Source organism: Streptomyces griseosporeus, from assembly GCF_014656055.1.
Taxonomy (GTDB): Bacteria; Actinomycetota; Actinomycetes; order Streptomycetales; family Streptomycetaceae; genus Streptomyces; species Streptomyces griseosporeus.
Genome location: NZ_BNBR01000003.1, coordinates 646,197 through 668,445 on the forward strand (window position 1 = coordinate 646,197; position 22,249 = coordinate 668,445).

General features: G+C 73.5%; 23 protein-coding genes. 9 read left to right on the plus strand and 14 right to left on the minus strand.

The genetic code is table 11. The features are described 5' to 3' along the window. Positions 1-5: 5 nt before the first annotated feature. Positions 6-1,139 (plus strand): Mrp/NBP35 family ATP-binding protein, encoded by a 1,134-nt coding sequence (locus tag IE308_RS17625; protein WP_110630267.1) that lies wholly within the window; start codon positions 6-8, stop codon positions 1,137-1,139. A 57-nt stretch (positions 1,140-1,196) separates the two neighbouring features. Here the strand turns inward: IE308_RS17625 and IE308_RS17630 are convergent, their stop codons facing one another. The 5 genes from IE308_RS17630 to sigE form a co-directional block, all read right to left on the minus strand. After that, positions 1,197-1,862, minus strand: a complete 666-nt coding sequence (locus IE308_RS17630) for a hypothetical protein (protein ID WP_110630265.1) — start codon at positions 1,860-1,862, stop codon at positions 1,197-1,199. 243 nt (positions 1,863-2,105) lie between these two features. Beyond that, positions 2,106-2,537 (minus strand): sec-independent translocase, encoded by a 432-nt coding sequence (locus IE308_RS17635; RefSeq protein ID WP_110630263.1) that lies wholly within the window; start codon positions 2,535-2,537, stop codon positions 2,106-2,108. Positions 2,538-2,654: 117 nt separating this feature from the next. Further along, a complete protein-coding gene (locus tag IE308_RS17640; protein ID WP_444545358.1) occupies positions 2,655-4,307 on the minus strand; it encodes a S1C family serine protease in 1,653 nt (550 codons plus the stop codon). Positions 4,308-5,311: 1,004 nt separating this feature from the next. Beyond that, complete coding sequence (locus IE308_RS17645) at positions 5,312-6,250, minus strand: anti-sigma factor family protein (protein WP_190218658.1); 939 nt, start codon at positions 6,248-6,250, stop codon at positions 5,312-5,314. Further along, positions 6,247-6,942 (minus strand): RNA polymerase sigma factor SigE, encoded by a 696-nt coding sequence (sigE, locus tag IE308_RS17650; protein WP_110630256.1) that lies wholly within the window; start codon positions 6,940-6,942, stop codon positions 6,247-6,249. Before sigE ends, IE308_RS17645 begins: the two co-directional genes overlap by 4 nt. Before the next feature lie 260 nt (positions 6,943-7,202). Between sigE and IE308_RS17655 the strand changes: the two genes are divergently transcribed. Then, positions 7,203-7,877: an O-methyltransferase gene (locus IE308_RS17655; RefSeq protein WP_110637059.1), complete on the plus strand. Its 675-nt coding sequence runs from the start codon at positions 7,203-7,205 to the stop codon at positions 7,875-7,877. Between the two features lie 84 nt (positions 7,878-7,961). Here the strand turns inward: IE308_RS17655 and IE308_RS17660 are convergent, their stop codons facing one another. Beyond that, entirely contained in the window at positions 7,962-8,129 is a 168-nt protein-coding gene (locus IE308_RS17660; protein WP_003966491.1) for a DUF3117 domain-containing protein, read from the minus strand. Positions 8,130-8,494: 365 nt separating this feature from the next. Between IE308_RS17660 and chcB the strand changes: the two genes are divergently transcribed. Then, the gene (chcB, locus tag IE308_RS17665; RefSeq protein WP_190218659.1) at positions 8,495-9,298 is read left to right on the plus strand and encodes a 2-cyclohexenylcarbonyl CoA isomerase; all 804 of its coding nucleotides are present in this window, start codon (positions 8,495-8,497) and stop codon (positions 9,296-9,298) included. 17 nt (positions 9,299-9,315) lie between these two features. Here chcB and IE308_RS17670 read toward each other — a convergent pair whose 3' ends face one another. Both IE308_RS17670 and IE308_RS37470 read right to left on the minus strand, forming a co-directional pair. Then, the gene (locus IE308_RS17670) at positions 9,316-9,903 is read right to left on the minus strand and encodes a DNA-3-methyladenine glycosylase I (protein WP_190218660.1); all 588 of its coding nucleotides are present in this window, start codon (positions 9,901-9,903) and stop codon (positions 9,316-9,318) included. After that, the gene (locus IE308_RS37470) at positions 9,900-10,250 is read right to left on the minus strand and encodes a DivIVA domain-containing protein (protein WP_190218842.1); all 351 of its coding nucleotides are present in this window, start codon (positions 10,248-10,250) and stop codon (positions 9,900-9,902) included. Before IE308_RS37470 ends, IE308_RS17670 begins: the two co-directional genes overlap by 4 nt. A gap of 138 nt (positions 10,251-10,388) precedes the next feature. Between IE308_RS37470 and folP the strand changes: the two genes are divergently transcribed. Further along, positions 10,389-11,249, plus strand: coding sequence for a dihydropteroate synthase (folP, locus tag IE308_RS17680; protein WP_190218661.1), 861 nt, complete (start codon positions 10,389-10,391; stop codon positions 11,247-11,249). A 44-nt stretch (positions 11,250-11,293) separates the two neighbouring features. Here the strand turns inward: folP and IE308_RS17685 are convergent, their stop codons facing one another. After that, positions 11,294-12,052 carry an LOG family protein gene (locus IE308_RS17685; RefSeq protein ID WP_110630245.1) on the minus strand — a complete coding sequence of 253 codons (759 nt, stop codon included), beginning with the start codon at positions 12,050-12,052 and terminating at the stop codon, positions 11,294-11,296. Positions 12,053-12,183: 131 nt separating this feature from the next. Beyond that, positions 12,184-13,263: a succinyl-diaminopimelate desuccinylase gene (gene dapE / locus IE308_RS17690; RefSeq protein ID WP_190218662.1), complete on the minus strand. Its 1,080-nt coding sequence runs from the start codon at positions 13,261-13,263 to the stop codon at positions 12,184-12,186. Between the two features lie 85 nt (positions 13,264-13,348). Between dapE and IE308_RS17695 the strand changes: the two genes are divergently transcribed. Together IE308_RS17695 and IE308_RS17700 are read left to right on the plus strand one after the other, a co-directional pair. Continuing rightward, on the plus strand, positions 13,349-14,383 hold the full coding sequence (locus tag IE308_RS17695; protein ID WP_444545356.1) for a heavy metal transporter: 1,035 nt from the start codon (positions 13,349-13,351) through the stop codon (positions 14,381-14,383). A gap of 329 nt (positions 14,384-14,712) precedes the next feature. Beyond that, on the plus strand, positions 14,713-15,156 hold the full coding sequence (locus tag IE308_RS17700; RefSeq protein ID WP_110630241.1) for an ATP-binding protein: 444 nt from the start codon (positions 14,713-14,715) through the stop codon (positions 15,154-15,156). 128 nt (positions 15,157-15,284) lie between these two features. Here IE308_RS17700 and IE308_RS17705 read toward each other — a convergent pair whose 3' ends face one another. Further along, positions 15,285-16,379: a bifunctional succinyldiaminopimelate transaminase/glutamate-prephenate aminotransferase gene (locus tag IE308_RS17705; RefSeq protein WP_190218663.1), complete on the minus strand. Its 1,095-nt coding sequence runs from the start codon at positions 16,377-16,379 to the stop codon at positions 15,285-15,287. Between the two features lie 127 nt (positions 16,380-16,506). Beyond that, positions 16,507-16,827 (minus strand): ferredoxin, encoded by a 321-nt coding sequence (gene fdxA / locus IE308_RS17710; protein ID WP_110630239.1) that lies wholly within the window; start codon positions 16,825-16,827, stop codon positions 16,507-16,509. Between the two features lie 141 nt (positions 16,828-16,968). On the opposite strand from fdxA, the gene IE308_RS17715 reads away from it, so the two are divergent. Together IE308_RS17715 and IE308_RS17720 are read left to right on the plus strand one after the other, a co-directional pair. Next, a complete protein-coding gene (locus IE308_RS17715; protein ID WP_190218664.1) occupies positions 16,969-17,973 on the plus strand; it encodes a GNAT family N-acetyltransferase in 1,005 nt (334 codons plus the stop codon). Positions 17,974-17,979: 6 nt separating this feature from the next. Beyond that, positions 17,980-18,822 carry a transglutaminase-like and tetratricopeptide repeat-containing protein gene (locus IE308_RS17720; protein WP_190218665.1) on the plus strand — a complete coding sequence of 281 codons (843 nt, stop codon included), beginning with the start codon at positions 17,980-17,982 and terminating at the stop codon, positions 18,820-18,822. 28 nt (positions 18,823-18,850) lie between these two features. On the opposite strand, the gene IE308_RS17725 is transcribed toward IE308_RS17720, so the two are convergent. Together IE308_RS17725 and IE308_RS17730 are read right to left on the minus strand one after the other, a co-directional pair. Continuing rightward, positions 18,851-20,356, minus strand: coding sequence for an MFS transporter (locus IE308_RS17725; protein WP_190218844.1), 1,506 nt, complete (start codon positions 20,354-20,356; stop codon positions 18,851-18,853). Between the two features lie 220 nt (positions 20,357-20,576). Then, positions 20,577-21,191 carry a response regulator transcription factor gene (locus IE308_RS17730; RefSeq protein WP_110630231.1) on the minus strand — a complete coding sequence of 205 codons (615 nt, stop codon included), beginning with the start codon at positions 21,189-21,191 and terminating at the stop codon, positions 20,577-20,579. Positions 21,192-21,308: 117 nt separating this feature from the next. Here IE308_RS17730 and yddG point away from each other — a divergent pair, with 117 nt between their 5' ends. Further along, positions 21,309-22,241, plus strand: coding sequence for an aromatic amino acid exporter YddG (gene yddG, locus IE308_RS17735; RefSeq protein WP_229908911.1), 933 nt, complete (start codon positions 21,309-21,311; stop codon positions 22,239-22,241). Positions 22,242-22,249: the final 8 nt, after the last annotated feature.

Genomic DNA, 22,249 nt, shown 5'->3' on the forward strand with positions numbered 1-22,249 from the left:
TCCTTATGGCTAGCGAAGACGCGGTGCGCGAGGCACTGGCGACGGTGAACGACCCCGAGATCAACCGACCCATCACCGAACTCGGGATGGTCAAATCGGTGGAGATCGGCGCCGACGGAGCGGTCGCGGTCACCGTGTACCTGACGGTCTCGGGCTGCCCGATGCGCGACACGATCACCCAGCGTGTCACCGACGCGGTCTCCCGCGTCGAGGGTGTCACGCGCGTCGACGTCACGCTCGACGTGATGAGCGACGAGCAGCGCAAGGAGCTGGCGGCGGCGCTGCGCGGCGGCCAGACCGAGCGCGAGGTCCCCTTCGCCAAGCCGGGCAACCTCACCCGGGTCTACGCGGTCGCCTCCGGCAAGGGCGGCGTCGGCAAGTCGTCGGTGACGGTGAACCTGGCGGCGGCCATGGCGGCCGACGGCCTGAAGGTCGGTGTCGTCGACGCCGACATCTACGGCCACAGCGTGCCGCGCATGCTGGGCGCCGACGGCCGGCCCACCCAGGTCGAGAACATGATCATGCCTCCGTCCGCGAACGGCGTGAAGGTCATCTCCATCGGCATGTTCACCCCGGGCAACGCGCCGGTCGTCTGGCGCGGCCCGATGCTGCACCGCGCGCTCCAGCAGTTCCTGGCGGACGTGTACTGGGGCGACCTGGACGTCCTGCTCCTGGACCTGCCGCCCGGCACGGGCGACATCGCGATCTCCGTCGCCCAGCTGGTCCCGAACGCCGAGATCCTGGTCGTGACGACGCCTCAGCAGGCCGCCGCCGAGGTGGCCGAGCGGGCCGGTTCGATCGCCGTGCAGACCCATCAGAAGATCGTCGGCGTGGTCGAGAACATGTCCGGCCTGCCCTGCCCGCACTGCGGCGAGATGGTGGACGTGTTCGGCACGGGCGGCGGCCAGCTCGTCGCCGACGGCCTGACCCGCACCACCGGCGCGACGGTCCCGGTCCTCGGCAACATCCCCATCGACGTCCGCCTCCGCGAGGGCGGCGACGAGGGCAAGCCGGTCGTCCTGACCGACCCCGACTCCCCGGCGGGCGCGGCCCTGCGCGCCATCGCGGGCAAGCTGGGCGGCCGCCAGCGGGGCCTGTCGGGCCTGTCGCTGGGCATCACGCCGCGCAACAAGTTCTGAGCACGTCCCGAGCCCTACGGTGAGAGGGGCGCCGGAAGTCCACCGGCGCCCCTTTCGTCATGCGTAGGAGGCGATGTCCTTGATCTGGGCGAAGCCCAGACCGTACGCGCTCATGCCCCGGCCGTACGCCCCGACGTGCACGCCCTGCTGGGTCGACCCGGCGAGCACCCACCCGAACTCCGACTCCCGGTAGTGGAACGGCGTCGGCACGCCGTCCACCGGCAGGGACAGCGTCGACCAGTCCGGCCCGTCGAGGTCGTCGGCCAGCGCCCACGCCGTCTCCGTCTGCTGCTCCAGCCAGTCGTCGCGCAGGCTGTGGTCCATCTGCCCGGGCCAGGTGAAGGACAGCAGCCCCACCCCGGCCAGCCAGGCCGCCGAGGACACCGTGGTGGCCTCCAGCAGCCCCGTACCGTCGGCGCTGCGCCGGGACGGCTGCGCGGCGACGGTGACCACCACCGCGAACTTCTCCCGGGGCTCCCCGTCGGCGCCCGCCTCGCCCCGCACGGACGGTTCGTCACCGTGCCCGATCGAACCGTGCTCGACGGCCCCGTCGGCCGCCGTACCCACCTGCATCAGCCAGCGCGGCCCCGTGAAGGCCTCGTCGAGGCCGTACCAAGGGAAGGGCGCGCGCAGGTAGCCGTCGACCGTACGCCGGGCGGAGGGGACCTGCTGTCCGCCCTCCGCGGCCGGCGCCTGCGCGACTGCCCGACTCGTCGTCTCCATCTGCCCGGACGCCTCCTCGCTCTCGTCGGTCCGGAAGCGGCCCGCCCCCCTTCGGGCGTACTCGTCCGGTCCGCACAACAACTCGGCAGCATATCCACCCTGGTCCGGGCAGCACGGAAACCGCCCGGCGCGCGGGGCGTCCGGGCGGCGCGTTCAGGCCGTGCGGGGCGGGGCGAACGTATGAATCGCGTCACGTGAGCGGGGCGTACGCCCTGCTCCGGGGCGGGTGCGGGGGCTTGCGGGTCAGGTCGCGTCGGCGTCGAAGGGCGGACGGTCGTCCTTGCCGGAGTCCTCGGGCTTCTTGGTCATGTCGACGCGCCCGCCGGAGCTGCCGGAGGCGGGCGCGTCCGTCTCGCGGCTGTGGACGGCGTCGGTGACCTCCGCCATCTCCTTCTTCAGGTCGAAGCCGTTGCGGATCTCCTTCAGCCCCAGGTCGTCGTTCTCCAGCTGCTTGCGGATGAACGTCTTGGGGTTGAGGTCCTCGAACTCGAAGTCCTTGAACTCCGGGCCCAGTTCCTGGCGGATGTCCTGCTTGGCGCTCTCCGAGAACTCGCGGATCTTCCGGATCGTGCGGGTCACGTCCTGGATGACCTTCGGGAGCTTGTCCGGACCGAAGACGAGCACGGCAAGGACAACGAGCGTGACCAGCTCGAGCGGTCCTATGTCATTGAACACCTGTAGCTCCTTGCGATGTCCTCGGCCGGGTCCACGGTACCTGTCGTACCTGTCCGACCGGTACCGTCCCGGGACGCCCGTCTGTGACGTTTCCGGCAGTCGCGGCCGTCCGCCGGGTCAGCCGCCGCCCGAGGATCCGAGCACCAGCGAGACCTTGCGTTCCTTGCCGCCGCGTTCGACGGTGAGCTCCAGGCGGTCGCCGGGGCGGTGGGCGCGCGTCTTCACGATCAGTTCCTCACCCGAGTGGACGCGCTGGCCGTCCACGGCGGTGATGACGTCGCCGGGTTCGATGCCGGCCCGGTCGCCGGGGCCGCCGGGGGTGACGGCCGGGCCGCCGCCGCTGCCCCTGCTGTCCACGCGGGCGCCGTCGCCGGCGTAGTCCATGTCGAGGGTGATGCCGATGACCGGGTGGGTGGCCCTGCCGGTGTTGATCAGCTCCTCGGCGACGCGCTTGCCCTGGTTGACGGGGATGGCGAAGCCCAGCCCGATGGAGCCGGCCTGGCCGCCGTCGGCGTCGGAGCCGCTGTCGGCGGAGCGGATGGCGGAGTTGATGCCGATGACCCGGCCCCGGGTGTCCAGCAGCGGGCCGCCGGAGTTGCCGGGGTTGATGGGCGCGTCGGTCTGCAGCGCGTCGACGTACGACACGTCGCTGCCGTCGCCCTTCTCGCCGCCCGCGGTGATGGGCCGTTCCTTGGCGCTGATGATGCCGGAGGTGACGGTGCCCTCCAGGTCGAAGGGGGCGCCGATGGCCACGACCGGGTCGCCGACCTGGACGTTGTCGGAGTTGCCGAGCGGCAGCGGCTTGAGGCCCTTGACGCCGGTGACCTTGACGACGGCCAGGTCGTAGCCGCTGTCCCGGCCGACGACCTCGGCCTTGGCGGTCTGGCCGCCGTTGAAGACGACGGTTATCTCGCCGTCGCCGCCGGCCGGCTCGACGACGTGGTTGTTGGTGAGGATGTGGCCGAGCGTGTCGAGTACGAAGCCGGTGCCGGTGCCGGCCGACTCGGCGCCGGTGACGTGCAGCGTGACGACGCTGGGCAGGGCGCGGGCGGCGATCCCGGCCACGCTGTCCGGGGCCCGCCCGGGGGGCTCCTTCCCGGCCTGCGGCAGCTCCACGGCCCCCACGCCGCCGTTGCGCTCCAGATACGTCCCTACGACGCCGCCGATGCCGCCGGACACCAGCGCGAGCGCGAGCGCCGCGCCGACGACACCCCGCCGCCGCCGACGCCGCACCCGCCGCTCGCTCTCCGCCGCGCTGCCGGGGTGCTGCAACGCCCCGGCACGGGCGACGGCCCAGGGGTCGTAGCGGGACCAGGGGTCGGGGGTGGGGGTGGGGGTGGGGGCCGGGGCGGGTCCTTGCGCCGGGGCCGGGGCGGGTCCTTGTGCCGGGGCCGGGGCGGGTCCTTGTGCCTGGGCCGGGGCGGGTCCTTGTGCCTGGGCCGGGACAGGGGTTGGCGTCGGGAGCGGAGCTGCGGGCGGGGTCGGGGCTGGGGCAGAGGTCAGGGCCGGCGTGGGTGCCGGGGGCCGGCCGGCGGCCGGGACCGGGCCTCCAGCCGGGACCGGGCCTTCAGCCGGGGCCGGGGTCGGAACCGGAGCCGGAGTCGGAACCGGGGCCGGAGTCGGAACCGGGGTCGAGACCAGGCCGGGGGTCGGGGCCGGAACCGGGGCAGGCGTGAGGTGAGGGGCGGAGGCCGGCTCACGCTCGGGAGAGACGGGGGCCGCCGGTCCCGTGGGAGCACCGGCGCCCTGCCCCGGCGCGAGCGGCGGCACGGCCGTACCGTGCGCCGGGGTCGCCGCCGGGTGCTGAACGGGCGGCGCGGGCGCCCAGGGGCCCGGTTCGCCGTACGGCGGGGTGTTGTAGGGGTCGGGGTCGTGCAGGGGCACGGGCCGCTCGCCGGGAGCCGCCGCGCCGGGGACGACCGGGGGGACGGCATCGGCGGGAGCGGGCACAGCAGCGGTAGGCGCGACGGCGGCCGGGACCTCCCCCGCAGGGGCCGACACCGCGGCAGCGGTCGGCACCGCCTCGGCGGGGACGGGCGCAGCGGCGGTAGACGCGACGGCGGCCGGGACCTCCCCCGCAGGGGCCGGCACCGCGGCAGCGGCCGGCACCGCATCGGCGGGGACGGGCGCACCGCCGGCGGGGATGACAGCAGGCGACACCTCCGCCACAGGGGCCGAAACCGCGGCAGCGGCCGGCACATCCGCCGCAGCAGCCGGAGCCGGCCTCGCCGAAGCAGCGCTCGGGACGTCCGCGGCAGCGGTGGGCACAGCATCGGTGGGCGCGACGGCTGCCGACGCCTCCCCGCCTGCGGACGGCGCCGCCGGGACGGCAGGCGCCGCTCCCGCGGGGGTCGCAGGCGCCATCTGGGTCGGGCCCTCCAGCACGAAGTCGCCGCTGTCGGACGACGCGTCCGGCGCCACCGCGTCACCGTCGGGCGACGGGCCCGGGACCGCGGCGCCGCTGTCGGGCGACGGGCCGGGACCCTCGGCGTCGGTGTCCCGCGTCGGGCCGGGAAGCGTGACACCGGCGTCCGGCGCCGAGCCCGGGAGCGTCACCTCGTCGCCGCCCACGGAACGCGGGCGTTCCAGTTCGAAGTCGCCGTCGGCCGGCGGGTCCTGCGTGGGCTTCCCCTCGTTCATGCTCTCCCCACAGCTGACCGCGGCACGGCTGCGTCGGCGGTGTCCGCGGTTCGTCCACTCCGCGCCCGACTGCCTGCCGCGGGCGCGGCCCACCTGGATTCAACCAGGTTCGCGGGCCGCGGCGCAGAAGCCGGTCAGGGGGAGGAGGGCGAGGTGGGTGCGGAGGAGACGCCGGGTGTGGTGAGGGCCGGGGTTCCGGACCAGGCGGCCAGCGGGATGGGGGCGGTCACTTCGAGCGGGCGTATGAGCGGGGACATGGCGGCGGCGCCGGCCATCACCGGTGTGGTGAGGGTGTGCACGACGTCCTGGTCCACCGCCGGCGCGGGGACGCCCGGCAGCAGCGGCGCGGACACCTCCGTGGGCGCCGGTGTCCGCCCGAGCACCCGGCCCTGGCCGGTCTGCGCGAGCAGCGGTCCGACCCGGCGCCGCTGGGTCTCGGCGGCCGCGGCGGCCCCGGTGCCCTGCGGACGCGCCGGCAGGACGCTGCTGCCGGTGCCGCGCGCGTCGGTGTCGGCCGGCGTGCCGCCGGTCATGCCGCCGAGGGCGAGCGCGGCCAGCGACACCGCTCCGGCGGCGACGAAGGCGAACCGCAGACCGCGCGAGGCGGGACGGTCGCCCTCGCCCCGGCCGACGGGGTGGATGCGGAAGCCGCGGTCACCGGAGGCGGCCGGGTTCAGGGGCGTGTAGTCGAAGTCGAAGGCGGCCGCGCCGCCACGACGTCTCATGCCGAAGGCGGTGGGTCCGGAGGGCGCCGGGCCCCCGAATCCGGGTCCGCCGAGCCGGGAGCCGCCGATTCCTCCCCCGCCGAGCGGCGTGCCGCCGCCCTCGGGATCACCTCCCGCGGGAAGCCCCTGGAGGCGGGCCAGGAAGCTCTCGGACGGGGGCGGCGGGGCCACCTCCGCGAAGACGTTCTTCAGCCGGCGCTGGGCGTCCACCTCGGCCTTGCACTTCGGACAGGTGGCCACATGCGCCAGTACGCGTTCACGCGCGTCATGACCGAGCTCGCCGTCCACGAGGGCGGAGAGCCGGTCTCCCAGGTGCTGCTCTGCGGGGTCAGGACGTGATCCACTCACGCGGTCGCGCCCCCTCCCCCCAGAGCCGGCACCCCCGCGACCAGCGAGCGGCGCTCACGGGCGTCGGGCGAGCGGTGGGCCAGGGCCTTGCGCAGCTGGGAACGGCCGCGGTGGATACGGGAGCGGACCGTGCCGAGCTTGACGCCGAGGGTCGCGGCGATCTCCTCGTACGACAGCCCCTCGATGTCGCACAGGACGACCGCGGCGCGGAACTCGGGCGCCAGCGTGTCCAGCGCCTGCTGGATGTCGGCGTCGAAGTGGGCGTCGTTGAACACCTGCTGCGGCGTGGGCTCCTTGCTGGCCAGCCGCTCCGCCGCGTCGTCGCCGAGGGCGTCGAAGCGGATGCGCTGCTTGCGGCGGACCATGTCGAGGAACAGGTTGGTGGTGATGCGGTGCAGCCAGCCCTCGAAGGTGCCCGGGGTGTAGGTCGACAGGGAGCGGAAGACGCGGACGAAGACCTCCTGGGTGAGGTCCTCGGCGTCGTGCTGGTTGCCGGTGAGACGGTAGGCCAGCCGGTACACCCGGCCGCTGTGCGTGCTGACGATCTCCTCCCACGTGGGCGGAGTCCACGCCGGGCCGTCCGCGTCGGTGGAGAACGTCGCGGTCCGGTCCTGGGCGACGGCGTGGCCGGTGTCAGCGGTGTCGTTCACGGATTTCGGCCTGCCCGCCGACCCGAGGAAGCGCCGCAGCACTCCTCCCCGGTCTCCAGGCGCGGCCGCACCTCCCCTGTCAGCTCTGGTGGTGTCCAGTGGAGCCCCTACCATAGCCACCTCGCCCGTTAGGACCGGATAAGCGGTTTTACGAGAATTTGATCTGGGCTGATACAGCTCATACTGCTGCGTCAGCACTTGCTCGGCGTCTCGTCCGTCGTCGTGATCCAACTGTGTCCCCCCGTGCGTCCTGCCACCCCTCTAAACGCCCGGTCCCATCTGCGGGTTCCCGGCGCCAACGGATACAGTCACGCCGAGGCAACCCGTGGGGACAGGAGAGGGTCATTACCGGCAACCGGCAGACGGACTGGGCGTTCGCCGACGCCTATGTCGCCGAGGACGAAGCGCTGCGCTGGGCCCGCGACCGGGCCCGCGAGGCAGGGCTGCGTTCGGTGTCGCCCGGCACGGGCGCCGCGCTGCGGTTGCTCGCCGCCACCGTGGACGCGAAGGCGGTCGCGGAGATCGGTACCGGCTGCGGTGTCTCCGGCATCCATCTGCTGCACGGCATGCGCCCGGACGGTGTGCTGACCACCGTGGACCCCGAGCCGGAGCACCAGCAGTTCGCCCGGCAGGCGTTCCGCGCCGCCGGGTTCGCCAGCAACCGGGCCCGTTTCATCCCCGGCCGCGCGCTGGACGTGCTGCCCCGGCTCGCGGACGCCGGGTACGACCTGGTCTTCTGCGACGGCGACCGGCTGGAGCTGCTCGACTACCTCGCTGAATCGTTGCGCCTGCTGCGCCCGGGCGGCCTCGTCGTCTTCGAGGGCGTCTTCGCCAGCGGCCGTACGGTCGACTCGGGGCCGCAGCCGACCGAGGTGATACGGATCCGGGAGCTGCTGCGGGCGGTGCGGGAGAGCCAGGAGCTGGTGCCGTCGCTGCTGCCGGTGGGCGACGGCCTGCTGTGCGCGGTCAAGCGCTGACCCGCCTGTCCGGGCCGGTCAAAACAGCGGCCCCGGCACCGATGACGATGCCGGGGCGGCTGAAAGAGTATGGTCGCTCGCGCGTCAGCCGACGACCTTCTTGAGGGCGTCACCGAGGGCGTCGGCCTCGTCAGGGGTCAGCTCGACGACAAGTCGACCGCCGCCTTCGAGCGGAACGCGCATGACGATGCCCCGCCCCTCCTTGGTCACCTCGAGCGGGCCGTCGCCCGTCCGCGGCTTCATGGCCGCCATGCTCGTTCCCCTTCCTGAAACCAGCTCACCGTCAAAGCCGACGGCCCCTGAAGGGCACGCGCGGTCCCCGGCAAAAGGGCCAGGACACGCGACACCGGCATCGAACACATTGCTTCCAAGCCATTATCCCGCATCCCAGGACCCGATGACCAACATCGGTCGGCATCGCTTGGGCAACGCGCGCGAGCAAAACCACCCAATTCGGCGATGTGGCTGCGATACTGCGCGACCGCACCCCCTGTATTTCTTTGACGCAGGTCACATGTCCCGCCCGGTCCGGCGTCCGTGATCTCCGCCATGCTGTCCTTCGTACGCACGGGCGTACCGACCGGTACGCCACCGCCTCGACTCCGGAGGGACCCACCATGGCCGACACCGTGCTCTACGAGGTGAGCGACGGGCTCGCGACGATCACGCTGAACCGCCCCGAGGCGATGAACGCGCTGAACATCGCGACCAAGGTCGCCCTCCGTGAGGCGGCCGAGTCCGCGGCGGCCGACACGGCCGTCCGGGCGGTGCTGCTGACCGCCGCCGGGGAGCGGGCGTTCTGCGTGGGGCAGGACCTCAAGGAGCACATCGGGCTGCTGGCGTCGGACCGGGAGACCGGTTCGGGGCAGACGATGAGCACCGTCAAGGAGCACTACAACCCGATCGCGCGGGCGCTGGCCGGGGCGGCGAAGCCGGTCGTCGCCGCGGTGAACGGCGTCGCGGCGGGCGCGGGCTTCGGGTTCGCGCTGGCGGCGGACTACCGGATCGTGGCCGACACGGCGGCGTTCAACACCTCGTTCGCCGGTGTCGCGCTCACCGCCGACTCCGGCATCTCCTGGACGCTGCCGCGGGTGGTCGGGCCGGGCCGCGCCGCCGACCTGCTGCTCTTCCCGCGGAACATCTCCGCGCAGGAGGCGCTGGAGCTGGGCATCGCCAACCGGGTCGTCCCGGCCGCGGAGCTGCGCGCGGAGGCCGAGAAGGTGGCGCGGCAGCTGGCGGCGGGGCCGACCGTGGCGTACGCGGCGATCAAGGAGTCGATGGCCTTCGGCATGACGCACAGCCTGGCCGAGACGCTGGAGAAGGAGGACGAGCTGCAGACCCGCGCGGGCGCCTCCGAGGACCACACCATCGCCGTCCAGGCGTTCGTCAACAAGGAGAAGCCGAAGTACCTCGGGCGGTAGCCCGCAGTCACCCGGAGTCAGGCGGCGACGCGGGCCACGCAGGTTTCGAGGTGGTCGTCGACCAGTCCGCAGGCCTGCATCAGCGCGTACGCCGTCGTCGGGCCGACGAAGCGCAGGCCCCGTCTCTTCAGCGCCTTGGACAGGGCCGTCGACTCGGGGGTGACCGCGGGGACGTCGGCGAGGGTCCTGGGGGCCGGGCGGGCGGCCGGGTCCGGGGCGTGGGACCAGATCAGGTCGTCCAGGTCGCCCGGCTCCCACCCGGCCAGCACCTTGGCGTTGGCGAGCGTGGCGTCGATCTTGGCGCGGTTGCGGATGATGCCGGGGTCGGCGAGCAGGCGCTCGCGGTCGGTGTCGGTGAACTCGGCGACCTTGGCGATCTCGAAGCCGGCGAAGGCGGCGCGGAAGCCGGGGCGGCGGCGCAGGATGGTGATCCAGGACAGCCCGGACTGGAAGGCCTCCAGGGCGAGCCGTTCGAACAGGGCGTCGTCGCCGTGGACCGGACGGCCCCATTCCTCGTCGTGGTAGGTCACGTAGTCCGGTGTGGACAGCGCCCACGGGCAGCGCAGCGCGCCGTCCGGGCCGGCGACCGGCTGGCCGTCGCTCACTGCTGGTCCTCCTGCGGGGGCTGCTGCGCCGGGGCGGTCGCGGCGGCGGCCCGGGCCCCGGCGAGCGCGGCCTCCAGGTCGGCGATCCGGGCGTCGCGCTCGGCGAGTTCGGCGGCGAGGCGGTTGAGGGCGTCGTCGACGTCGGCCATGCGGTAGCCGCGGGCGGCGAGCGGGAAGCGCAGGCGGTCGATGTCGGCGCGGTCCACCGGGCGGTCCGGGGGCAGCGGGTCGTGCAGCCGCTCGGGGGCCGCCTCGGGCAGCGGGCCGGTGCCGTCGCCGCCGCCCACCACGGCGAGCGTCACCGCGGCGACCACGACGGCGAGCGCGACGACCAGGAACAGGAACATAACCATCGCTGCTTCCCCACGGTGTGCTCGGTGTCTTCGGTGTGTGGGTCCGATCGTGCCATGCGACGCTGACGGTTAGGGTCGCAGGCGGCGGAAGACCGGGACGGTCGCAGCACGTACTAGGAGAGGTCACAAGGGATGCTCAGGCTGGGCAGGCGTGAATTCGGCGCGCACGAGCCGGTGATCATGGCGATCGTGAACCGGACCCCGGACTCCTTCTACGACCAGGGGGCGACTTTCCGGGACGAGCCGGCGCTGGCCCGGGTGGAGCAGGCGGTGGCCGAGGGCGCGGCGATCATCGACGTCGGCGGGGTCAAGGCGGGTCCCGGTGAGGAGGTGAGCGCCGAGGAGGAGGCGCGGCGCACGGTCGGCTTCGTCGCGGAGGTGCGGCGCCGCTTCCCGGACGTGATCATCAGCGTGGACACCTGGCGGGCGTCGGTCGGCGAGGCGGTCTGCGAGGCGGGCGCGGACCTGCTGAACGACGCGTGGGGCGGGGTGGACCCGGGCCTCGCGGAGGTGGCCGCGCGCTACGGCGTGGGCCTGGTGTGCACGCACGCGGGCGGCGCGGAGCCGCGTACCCGGCCGCACCGGGTGGAGTACGACGACGTCATGGCCGACATCCTGCGGGTGACGCTGGGTCTGGCGGAGCGGGCGGTGGCGCTCGGTGTGCCGCGCGAGTCGGTGCTGATCGACCCCGGGCACGACTTCGGCAAGAACACCCGGCACAGCCTGGAGGCGACGCGGCGGCTCGGCGAGATGGTGGAGACGGGGTGGCCGGTGCTGGTGTCCCTGTCGAACAAGGACTTCGTCGGGGAGACGCTGGACAAGCCGGTCAAGGAGCGGGTGCTGGGCACGCTGGCGACGACGGCGGTGTCGGCGTGGCTGGGCGCGCAGGTGTACCGCGTGCACGAGGTGGCGGAGACGAAGCAGGTCCTGGACATGGTGGCGACGATCGCCGGTCACCGGGAGCCTGCGGTGGCGAGGCGGGGCCTGGCGTGACGCTACGGTGCTGCCGGGACCGGCCCCGGCAGCACCTGTGTCGGCTAGCGGCCCGCCTCCTTGGACACCAGGGCCACCGCCTCCTCCACGTCGTCCGTGACGTGGAACAGCAGGAGGTCCTTCTCCGCGGCCTTGCCCTGGGCGACCAGGGTGTTCTTCAGCCAGTCGATCAGGCCGCCCCAGTAGTCGCTGCCGAACAGGACGATCGGGAAGCGGGTGACCTTCTTGGTCTGGACGAGGGTGAGGGCCTCGAAGAGTTCGTCGAGGGTGCCGAGGCCGCCGGGGAGGACCACGAACCCCTGCGCGTACTTCACGAACATCATCTTGCGGACGAAGAAGTACCGGAAGTTCAGGCCGATGTCGACGTAGGGGTTCAGGCCCTGCTCGAAGGGCAGCTCGATGCCGAGGCCGACCGAGATGCCGCCCGCCTCGCAGGCGCCCTTGTTCGCCGCCTCCATCGCGCCGGGACCACCGCCGGTGATCACCGCGAACCCGGCCTCCACCAGACCGCGGCCGAGGCGGACGCCGGCGTCGTACTCCGGGGAGTCCGCGGGGGTGCGGGCCGAGCCGAACACGCTGATCGCGGCGGGCAGTTCGGCCAGCGTGCCGAAGCCCTCGATGAACTCCGACTGGATGCGCAGGACCCGCCAGGGGTCGGTGTGCACCCAGTCCGAGGGCGCGCGCTCGTCCAGCAGCCGCTGGTCCGTCGTGCTGGCCTGCACCTGTTCCCGCCGTCGGAGGACCGGTCCCAGGCGCTGCTCCTCCGGCGGCTGCTTCTTCCCCTCGGGGTTGCCGGTAGCCATGTACGCGCTCCCTCCGTCGTGCGGTGTGTCCGGTTCAGCGTAGATCCACGACGGTTACGGACGGGGGACGTGAGCATGTCCGCCATGAAGCGCCATGCTCCCCCCGAGGTGCCGCGGGCCCGGCCGGCCGGCTAGGCCGTCAGCCAGTTCCGCAGCCGCTCCTCCGCCGCGAGGATCTTCGCCGTCTCTACCCGCTCATCGCGCCGATGTGCCAGATGCGGGTTGCCGGGCCCGTAATTGACCGCGGGAATGCCGAGGGCGGAGAAGCGGGAGACGTCGGTCCAGCCGTACTTGGGCTGCGGGGTGCCGCCGACCGCCTCGATGAAGGCCGCCGCCGCGGGGTGGGACAGGCCGGGCAGCGCGCCGCCGCTGTGGTCGTCGACGACGAACTCCTCGACCCCGCAGTCCGCGAAGACCTCACGGACGTGCGCGATCGCCTCCTCTTCGGTGCGGTCGGGCGCGTAGCGGAAGTTGACGGTGACCACGCACTCGTCGGGGATGACGTTGCCCGCGACGCCGCCGGAGACGCCGACCGCGTTGAGGCCCTCGCGGTACTCCAGGCCGTCGATCAGCGGGTACCGCGGCTCGTACGCGGCCAGCCGGGCCAGGATCGGCGCGGCGGCGTGGATCGCGTTGGAGCCCATCCAGCTCCGCGCCGAGTGGGCGCGCTCGCCCTTGGTCTTCAGCAGGACCCGCAGGGTGCCCTGGCAGCCGCCCTCGACCTGCCCGTCGGACGGCTCCAGCAGCACCGCGAAGTCGCCGTGCAGCCAGTCGGGGTGCGTGTCGGCGATGTGCTTCAGGCCGTTCAGCTCGGCGGCGACCTCCTCGTTGTCGTAGAAGACGAAGGTCAGGTCGCGGTTGGGGGCCGGGACGGTGGCCGCGATGCGCAGCTGCACGGCGACGCCGGACTTCATGTCGCAGGTGCCGCAGCCCCACAGCACGCCCTCGTCGTCGAGGCGGGAGGGCACGTTGCCGGCGATCGGCACGGTGTCGATGTGGCCCGCGAGGATCACGCGCTCGGCCCGGCCGAGCCGGGTGCGCGCGACGACGTTGTTGCCGTACCGGTCCACGGTCAGGTGCGGCAGGGCGCGCAGCGCGCTCTCGATCGCGTCCGCGAGCGGCTTCTCCGTGCCGCTCTCGGAGGGGAAGTCGACGAGCCGCGCGGTCAGCTCGGCGGCGTCCAGCGTGAGGTCAAGCGGGGTGTCGGCCATGCCCTCGACCCTATCCCGGGCGGTCTTCGAAGCAGCGTGCGAACCGGACTCCGGTATCTCGAACACCTCCAGTACCTTGTACGGCGTGTCCGAGCCGTCCCCCACCTCTCCCACGTCCCCCGCGTCCGCCCCCGCCCCCACGCGCCGCGGACGCCGCTCACGCCTGCTGCGCTACGGGGCGGGCCTGGCGGCCCTGTGCGCGGTCGCGGGCTACCTCACCGTGCAGTACGTCACCGGCGGCTCGGGCGCGCCGGGCTGCAAGGTCGTCTCGGGCCGGGGCGACGGGGCGTCGTACGCGTTCACACCGGAGCAGGCGGTCAACGCGGCGACGATCGCGGCCGTCGGCACGGGCCGCGCGCTGCCCGAGCGGGCGGTGACGATCGCGCTGGCGACGGCGTTGCAGGAGTCCGGACTGCGCAACCTCGACCACGGGGACCGGGACTCGCTGGGCCTGTTCCAGCAGCGGCCGTCGCAGGGCTGGGGGACGCCGCGGCAGATCATGGATCCGACGTACGCGGCGGGGATGTTCTACACGCATCTGGCGAAGGTCCCGGACTACACCGCGCTGCCGCTCACGGTGGCGGCGCAGCGGGTGCAGCGCAGCGGCTATCCGGAGGCGTACGCCAAGCACGAGCCGGACGCGGAGCTGCTGGCCGCCGCGCTGACCGGGCACTCGGCGGCCACGCTGACCTGTACGGGACGCCCGGACACCGCTCCGGCCGGGGAGGGTCCGGGCGCGGTGCGGGCGGCGCTGGTGCGGGACTTCGGGCGGGAGGCGTTCCAGGAGGCCGGTGCGGAGGTCGGCGACCGGGGGGCGGGCAGCGCCTCGCCGTCGCCGCCCGGGACGACCGGGTCCGACGGGCGGACGGTGACGGTGCCGGTGCCCGCGGCGGACCCGGACGGCGGGGCGTCGGGGCGGCCGGAGCACGAGCGCGGCTGGCAGGTCGCGCACTGGGCGGTGGCCCACGCCTCCGCGCTGCACATCGAGCGTGTCTCCTACGCCGGCCGGGAGTGGGTCGCGGGCAGCACCGACGGGCGGTGGCGCGACCGGGACGGCGGTTCCGGGTCGCGCGGGGCCGAACGGGCCGGGGGTTCCGTGCGGATCGTCACCGGGCAGTAGTGCGGGCCGTCACCCGGACGGGTAATGCGGGGCGTGCGGCGAGGGGGGCCGGGCAGGTTTTCGTGCGCTCACTCCCGAATGCGCGGAATCCCTTGCGGACAAAGGGCCGTAAGGATTCGGCGGACTTTCATACCGGGCGCCTTTTGCCCGTTTTCATCCGCAGCCGATAATGCGACGCATTACCAACTCTTTACGTCGGATCGCCGCAACCTTCGCGGACTTCGAGCGGTAGTCACTGCGTCCGGGCCCGGACGGTGGACACGTTCAACTGACGGGCACGGACGGACAGTTCCCACCGTTTCACTTTTTCCTCCCGTCGAAGGAGCATCATGACCCTCCCCCTGACCCGCCGGATCGCCCGTGCCGCGCTGCTCGTCGCAGCGGGAGCGGCTGCCGGGGTCGGTGCGGCCGGCTCCGCCAGCGCGGCCCCCGACCTGCCCGCGGCCCCGAACCTCGGTGGGCTGACCGCCGTGGACGGGGCGAGCGTCGGCAACACCGCGGACGGCGCGGCGCAGAGCGCCACCGGGCTCGCGGGCGACGCCGGCGGCAAGGTGGTCGAGCACGCGGTGCCGGCCGCGGGCAAGACCGGCGGCAAGGCCGTGAAGAAGGCGACGCCGGTGGCGCAGAAGGCCGCGGGCGAGGCGGCGGGGTCGGCCGGGGAGATCCTCGGGGACACCGCGCAGTCCGCGACGAAGGGCGGCCTGCCGACGGACGGGCTGACCAAGGGCGGCCCGGCCGAGTCCCTGCCGGTCAAGGAGCTGCCGCTCGGCTGACGGCGCCGACGCCGACGCCGAGGTGACGCCGACGGGGTCCGGGGTGTTTCCCGGGCCCCGTCGTTTTTCTGTGTGCCGTCTGTCTGTGTGCCGCCGCCTTGCGTGCCGTACGCCGGTCCGGAAGTCCGCTACGCCAGTCGCTCCACGGCCGCCCGGACGCGCTCGTCCGTCGCCGTCAGGGCCACGCGGACGAAGTTCTCGCCCGCCGGGCCGTAGAAGTCGCCGGGGGCGACCAGGATGCCGCGCTCGGCCAGGTGGGCCACCGTCTGCCAGCAGGACTCGTCGCGCGTCGCCCACAGGTAGAGGCTGGCCTCGCTGTGCTCGATGCGGAAGCCGTGGGACAGCAGGGCCGCGCGCAGGGCCTCACGGCGGGCGGCGTAGCGCTCGCGCTGCACGCGGACGTGCTTGTCGTCGCCGAGGGCCGCCACCACCGCCGCCTGCGTCGGCGCCGAGGTCATCATGCCGCCGTGCTTGCGGATCTCCAGCAGGGGGCCGAGGACGGCCGGGTCGCCGGCCAGGAAGGCGGCGCGGTAGCCCGCCAGGTTCGAGCGCTTGGACAGCGAGTGGACCGAGACGATGCCGTCGTAGGAGCCACCGTTGACGTCGGGGTGCAGGACCGAGACGGGGTCGGCCTCCCAGCCCAGCTCGATGTAGCACTCGTCGGAGAAGAGCAGCACGCCGTGCTCGCGGGCCCAGGCGACGATCCGGGTCAGCTCCTCCTTCGACAGCACGCGTCCGGTCGGGTTCGACGGGGAGTTCAGCCAGAGCAGCCTCAGCCCGGCCGGGTCCAGCTCGGTCGGGTCGTCGTAGGCCTCGAACTCCGCGCGGGCCAGGCGGGCGCCGACCTCGTACGTCGGGTAGGCCAGGCGCGGGAAGGCGACCCGGTCGCCGGGGCCGAGGCCGAGCTGGGTCGGCAGCCAGGCCACCAGCTCCTTGGAGCCGACGATCGGCAGGACGTGGCGGTGGGTGACCTCACGGGCGCCGAGACGGCGCTCCAGCCAGCCCGTGATCGCGTCGCGCAGTGCGGGGGTGCCCCAGACCGTGGGGTAGCCCGGCGAGTCGGCCGCGTCGACCAGCGCCTTCTGGATCAGCTCGGGGACGGGGTCGACCGGGGTGCCGACGGAGAGGTCGACGATGCCGTCCGGGTGCGCGGCGGCCGTCTTCTTGTACGGCTCCAGCTTGTCCCAGGGGAAGACGGGAAGGCGGTCGGAGACTGCGGACACGGGGATCAGGCTCACTTTCGTCGGTGACGGCAAACGCCTCGGTCCCGTGCGGCACGAAGATCGGGGAACCGATCGAGGCCGTACGGGACCGAGGCGGCGCGGCTACTGCTGCGGGCCGCTCAGGAAGTCACTCGCCCTGCGGCGGCAGCGCCTCGACGAACGGGTGGTCACGCTCGATCAGGCCCAGCTTGCTGGCGCCGCCGGGCGAGCCGAGCTCGTCGAAGAACTCGACGTTCGCCTTGTAGTAGTCCTTCCACTCCTCCGGCACGTCGTCCTCGTAGAAGATCGCCTCGACCGGGCAGACCGGCTCACAGGCACCACAGTCGACGCATTCGTCCGGGTGGATGTACAAGGACCGCTTGCCCTCGTAGATGCAGTCGACCGGGCACTCCTCGATGCACGCCTTGTCCTTGACGTCGACACAAGGCTCTGCGATGACGTAGGTCACGCTGTCGTTCCTCCTCGATAGGGCGCTGGCGGGCCTCCCACAGGCTCCGCCGCCTGGCGCGCGGGAGCGCGGCGTCGTCGATGCCCGCCCCTAGTATCTCCGTTCCGGGGCATGATCCGAACAGGAGGGGTGAACTGACCTGTGGAAATCTCTGCGGCCGGCCGCCTTGAGGTCCGTATCACCGCTGCTGACGTGGGCAAACGCGTCTCCGTACGGCGTTGGAACGACCCCGGGGCCACCGACGGGAAATTCACCGACACGGTGGGTGTTCTCACATCGTGGGACGACGGTGTGGTGGTGATCACACGAAAGGACGGGACGAGCGTCCGGATCCCGGAATCGGCGCTGGTCGCGGGCAAGGTCGTACCGGCGGCCCCGGCGCGGCGGCGGGGTCCGGCGGCCTCCTACCCGGAGCTGGCGCGGATCGTCTCGCGCGGGTGGCGGCCGGTGGAGAGCGAGCGGCTGGGCGAGTGGGAGCTGCGGGCGGCGGCCGGGTTCACCCGGCGGGCCAACTCGGTGCTGCCGCTGGGCGACCCCGGGCTGCCGCTGGACGAGGCGCTGACCGTCGTACGGCGCTGGTACGGCGAGCGCGGCCTGCCCGCGTACGTGCAGACGGCGACCGGCGCCGAGGGCACGCAGGAGCTGCTGTGCGCGGAGCTGGAGAAGCGGGGCTGGACGCGTGAGGTGACCGCCGAGCTGTGGGTGGGCTCGCTCGCGCCCCTCGCCGACCTGGCGGAGGCCGGCGGGGTGGTGCTGGCGCGGGAGGCCGACGAGGCGTGGCTGGCGCGCTACCAGCGCAAGGGCATGAGCGAGGTGGCGCTGAAGGTGCTGGGGTCGGGGCCGTCGGTGTGGTTCGCGAGCGTGCCGGGCGAGTCGGGCGCCCCCGCCGCGATCGGGCGGCTGGTGGTGGACGGCCGCTGGGCCGGTTTCGCGGCGGTCGAGGTGGACCCGGCGCTGCGGCGGCAGGGGCTGGCGACGACCGTGATGGCGGCGCTGGCCCGGCAGGCGCTCGACGAGGGCGCGTCGGCGGCGTGGCTCCAGGTGGAGGCCGGCAACGAGGGGGCGCGGGCGCTGTACGCCCGGATGGGGTTCGCGGCGCACCACGCGTACCACCACTACCGCGAGCCGCGGCCGGAGGGGGCGTAGGCCGACATGCAGCCTCCGTCCTCCGGGCACGCGGCCGAACTGCACCGCCGGTTCGCCGCCGAGGCCCGCGCCGAGCGCCCCGACCTGGCCGCGCTGTGCCTGCTGATCGGCGCGGTGGCGGACGGGTCGCTGGACGAGGCCGGGATGGACGCGGCCCAGGTGGAACTGGACCGGCTGGCCGGCGAGCTGCCGTACCGGCCGGGCGCCCCGGCCGCGTGGGCGGTGGCGCTGCGGCAGGCGCTGGGCGACCGGCACGGCTTCCACGGCACGCCGGGCGACTACCGCCGGCTGGAGTCCTCGCTGCTGCACGAGGTGCTGCGGCGCCGCCGGGGCCTGCCGATCCTGCTGTCGGTGGTGTGGATGGAGGTGGCCCGCCGGGCCGGCGCGCCCGTCTACGGCGTGGCCCTGCCCGGACATTTCGTGGTCGGCTTCGGCCCCGAGGAGGACCAGGTCCTCGCCGACCCGTTCGGCGGGGGCCGGGTGCTGACCGGTACGGACGCGGAGCTGCTGGTCGTCGGCGCGACCGGCTCCCCGCTCGACCCGTCCTACCTCACCCCGGCGGCCCCGCTGGACGTGATCCTGCGGATCCTCAACAACATCCGTGCCTGGGCGGCGGCCCGCCCGGAACGCTCCGACGTCGCCCTGTGGGCGGTCCAGCTCTCGCTGCTGCTGCCCTCCCACCCGGCCCGCCTCCGCCACGAACTGGCCCAGGTGCTGCTGCGCCGGGGCGAGTTCCTCGCGGCGGCGACGGAACTGGAGGCGTACGCGCAGGTGGTCGCCCCCGTGGACACCGCGGCGGCCGACCGCCTCCGCGCGGAGGCCCGCGCGGCCCGGGCGCTGCTCAACTGAGGCCCCCAGAGAACTTCCGCAGCACGGTCTAGTGCGGGTGCCTTCGGATGCGGACCCAGATGTCGCGGGCCCGGCGGCCGGCCTCCGTGCGGCTCTCGGCCACCAGGCGGCGGGCCTGTTCGGGGGACTCGACCATCGGGCCGGAGCCGCGCAGGGGGCGGCCCGCCGTCTCGTAGAGGACGAGGGACGCGGCGAGGCCGACGACGCCCGCGCCCATCAGGTAGTACGCCGGGATCATCTCGTCGTCCAGGCCGTCGACCAGCGCGGAGGTGAACAGCGGGGTCGTGCCGCCGAAGAGGGAGACGGAGATGTTGAAGGCGATCGACAGGGCGCCGTAGCGGATGCGGGTCGGGAAGAGCGCCGGGAGCGTCGCCGCGGAGGCGCCCGCGAAGCAGACCAGCAGCAGGCCGAGGATCAGGCAGCCGATCGCGGGGGCGAGGATGCCGCCCGCGCGGATCAGCAGGAACGCCGGGACCGACAGCGCGATCAGGGCGATGCTGCCCGCCATGAAGACCGGGCGGCGGCCCCAGCGGTCGGTGGTGCGGCCGACCGTGGTGATGGTCAGGGCCACCACCACCATCGTGCCGAGGACCAGGAGTTGGGCCGTGTTCTCGTCCTCGCCCAGGGTCGCCGTCATGTACGTGGGGAGGTAGGAGGTCACCATGTAGTTGGTGACGTTGTAGAGCAGGACCAGGCCCATGCAGATGAGCACCGCCTGCCAGTGGCCGGTGAAGATCTCCCGCAGACGGCCGTGGCCGGACTGGCGGGCCTCCTCGACCGGGTCCTCGCCGCCGCCGGCCCGGTGCACGGCCCGCTCCTCCTGCGCCTGTTCGGCCTCCCGCCGGAAGGCGGGGGTCTCCTCCAGCTTCAGCCGGACGTAGAGGCCGATCACACCGATGGGCCCGGCCACCAGGAACGGGATGCGCCAGCCGTAGTCCTCCATGCCGCCCGCGCCCAGGGCCGCCGTGAGCCCGGTGACCAGGGCGGAGCCCAGCGCGTAGCCGACGAAGGTGCCGAAGTCGAGCCAGCTGCCGAGGAAGCCGCGCCGGGTGTCGGGGGCGTACTCGGCGATGTACGTGGTGGCGCCCGCGTACTCGCCGCCGGTGGAGAAGCCCTGGACCAGACGGCACAGCAGCAGCAGGAGCGGGGCGACGAAGCCCACGGCCGCGTACGACGGCAGGAAGCCCACCGCGAACGTGCTGATCGCCATCATGATCATGGTGGCGGCGAGGACGCGCTGCCGGCCGATGCGGTCGCCGAGCGGGCCGAAGACGATGCCGCCGAGGGGGCGGACGACGAACGCGGCCGCGAAGGTGGCGAACGTCGAGACCACCTGGGCGCCGGGCGAGCTGGAGGGGAAGAAGACCTTGCCGAGGACCGGGGCGACGTAGGCGTACACGCCGAAGTCGAACCACTCCATCATGTTGCCCATCGCGGCGGCGGAGACCGCGCGGCGGACCGCGGGGCGGTCGGTGACGGTGACGTCGGCGGGGGTGAGCATCTGCTTGCGCCGGCGGAGCAGGATCCGCAGCATCCGGTCGGTGGCCGGGGTGCCTCCGCGGCCCGGGACGGGGCGGTTCCGGTCGGGGGGCGGGGCGGAGCCGTGGGACATCAGATCACCGCAAAAGCGACTCGGGGCCAGAATTCGATCATTATCCACCCGGTGGGTCCGGGATTACCGGACCGTCGGGTTCCCCTTGACCGCGTCGCTCAAAAGCACCGGGATCATGCCGGCCGCCGGACGGCGCCCGGGGTCAGAGCCAGCCCTTCTCCCGCGCGATGCGCACCGCCTCCGTGCGGTTGCGGGCCGCCAGCTTCTGGATCGCCGTGGAGAGGTAGTTGCGGACCGTGCCCTGCGACAGGTGCAGCGCCGCCGCCAGTTCCGCGTTGGTCGATCCGTCGGCCGCCGCGCGCAGCACCTCGCGCTCCCGGTCGGTCAGTGGGTTCGCGCCCTCGGCGAGGGCCGCCGCGGCCAGCGTGGGGTCGATGACCCGCTCGCCGGCCAGCACCTTGCGGACGGCGGCGGCGAGTTGGGCGGCGGGCGCGTCCTTGACCAGGAAGGCGTCCGCACCGGACTCCATGGCGCTGCGCAGATAACCGGGGCGGCCGAACGTGGTCAGGATGACCAGCTTCAGCGCCGGGAACTCCCGGTGCAGCTGCGCCGCCGCCTCGATCCCCGTCGCGCCCGGCATCTCGATGTCGAGCAGAGCCACGTCCACGTCGTGCTCGCGAACGGCCGCCAGCACCTCGTCGCCGCGGGCCACCTGGGCGACGACCTCGATGTCCTCCTCCAGGCCGAGCAGCGCGGCCAGGGCCTCGCGGACCATCGACTGATCCTCGGCCAGCAGGACCCTGATCGTGGAACTCATGGCGTGGATCCTACGTCCGCGCCGCACCGGGCCGGTACGCGCGCCCCCGCCTCCCGGGCCCAACTCCCCTGTCCGGAAAGCGCGGGTGGGTGCGCGATACATCCTTACGATGCCCCGGTGGTCGACCAGGGCGTGACGGGAGGGCTCGTGGAGGATCAGGCGCGTCGGCTCAGGGCCACCGGCATGGGCGCCGCGGCCGTGCTGCTGTGGGCGTCGCTGGCGCTGTTCACCACGTCGACCGGGCGGATACCGCCCTTCCAGCTGACCGCGATGGCGTTCGCGGTGGGCGGGCTCCTCGGACTGCCCCGGGTGCTGCGCGGCCACGGCACCGCGCTGCGCGGACTGCCCGCCGGGGCCTGGGCGCTGGGCATCGGCGGGCTGTTCGGCTACCACTTCTTCTACTTCCTCGCCCTGCGCAACGCCCCCGCCGTCGACGCCGGTCTCATCGCCTACCTGTGGCCGCTGCTGATCGTGGTGTTCTCGGCGCTGCTGCCCGGCGAGCGGCTGCGCTGGTGGCACACCGCGGGGGCGCTGCTCGGGCTCGCCGGGACCTTCCTGCTCGTCACCGGCGGGCAGGGGGTGCACTTCAGGGGCGAGTACCTGCTCGGCTACGGCTCCGCGGGCGTCTGCGCGCTGGTGTGGTCGGCGTACTCCGTGGCCAACCGCCGCTATCCGCAGGTGCCGACGGACCTGGTGGCGCTCTTCTGCCTGGCCACGGCCCTGCTCGCGGCCGTGTGCCATGTGCTGTTCGAGACGACGGTACGGCCCGAGGGCTGGCAGTGGGCCGCGGTCCTCGCGCTCGGTCTCGGGCCGGTCGGCGGCGCGTTCTACGTATGGGACCACGGCACCAAGCACGGGGACATCCGGCTGCTGGGCACGCTGTCGTACTTCGCCCCGCTGCTGTCCACGGGGCTGCTGGTGGCGACGGGACGGGCCGACGCGAGCTGGCCCGTCGCCGTCGCCTGTGTGCTGATCACCGGGGGCGCCCTGCTGGCCTCGGCGGAGGCGCTGCGCGCGGCCCGCCGCCGCGCCCGGACCGGCGACGGCTGACCGTCAGG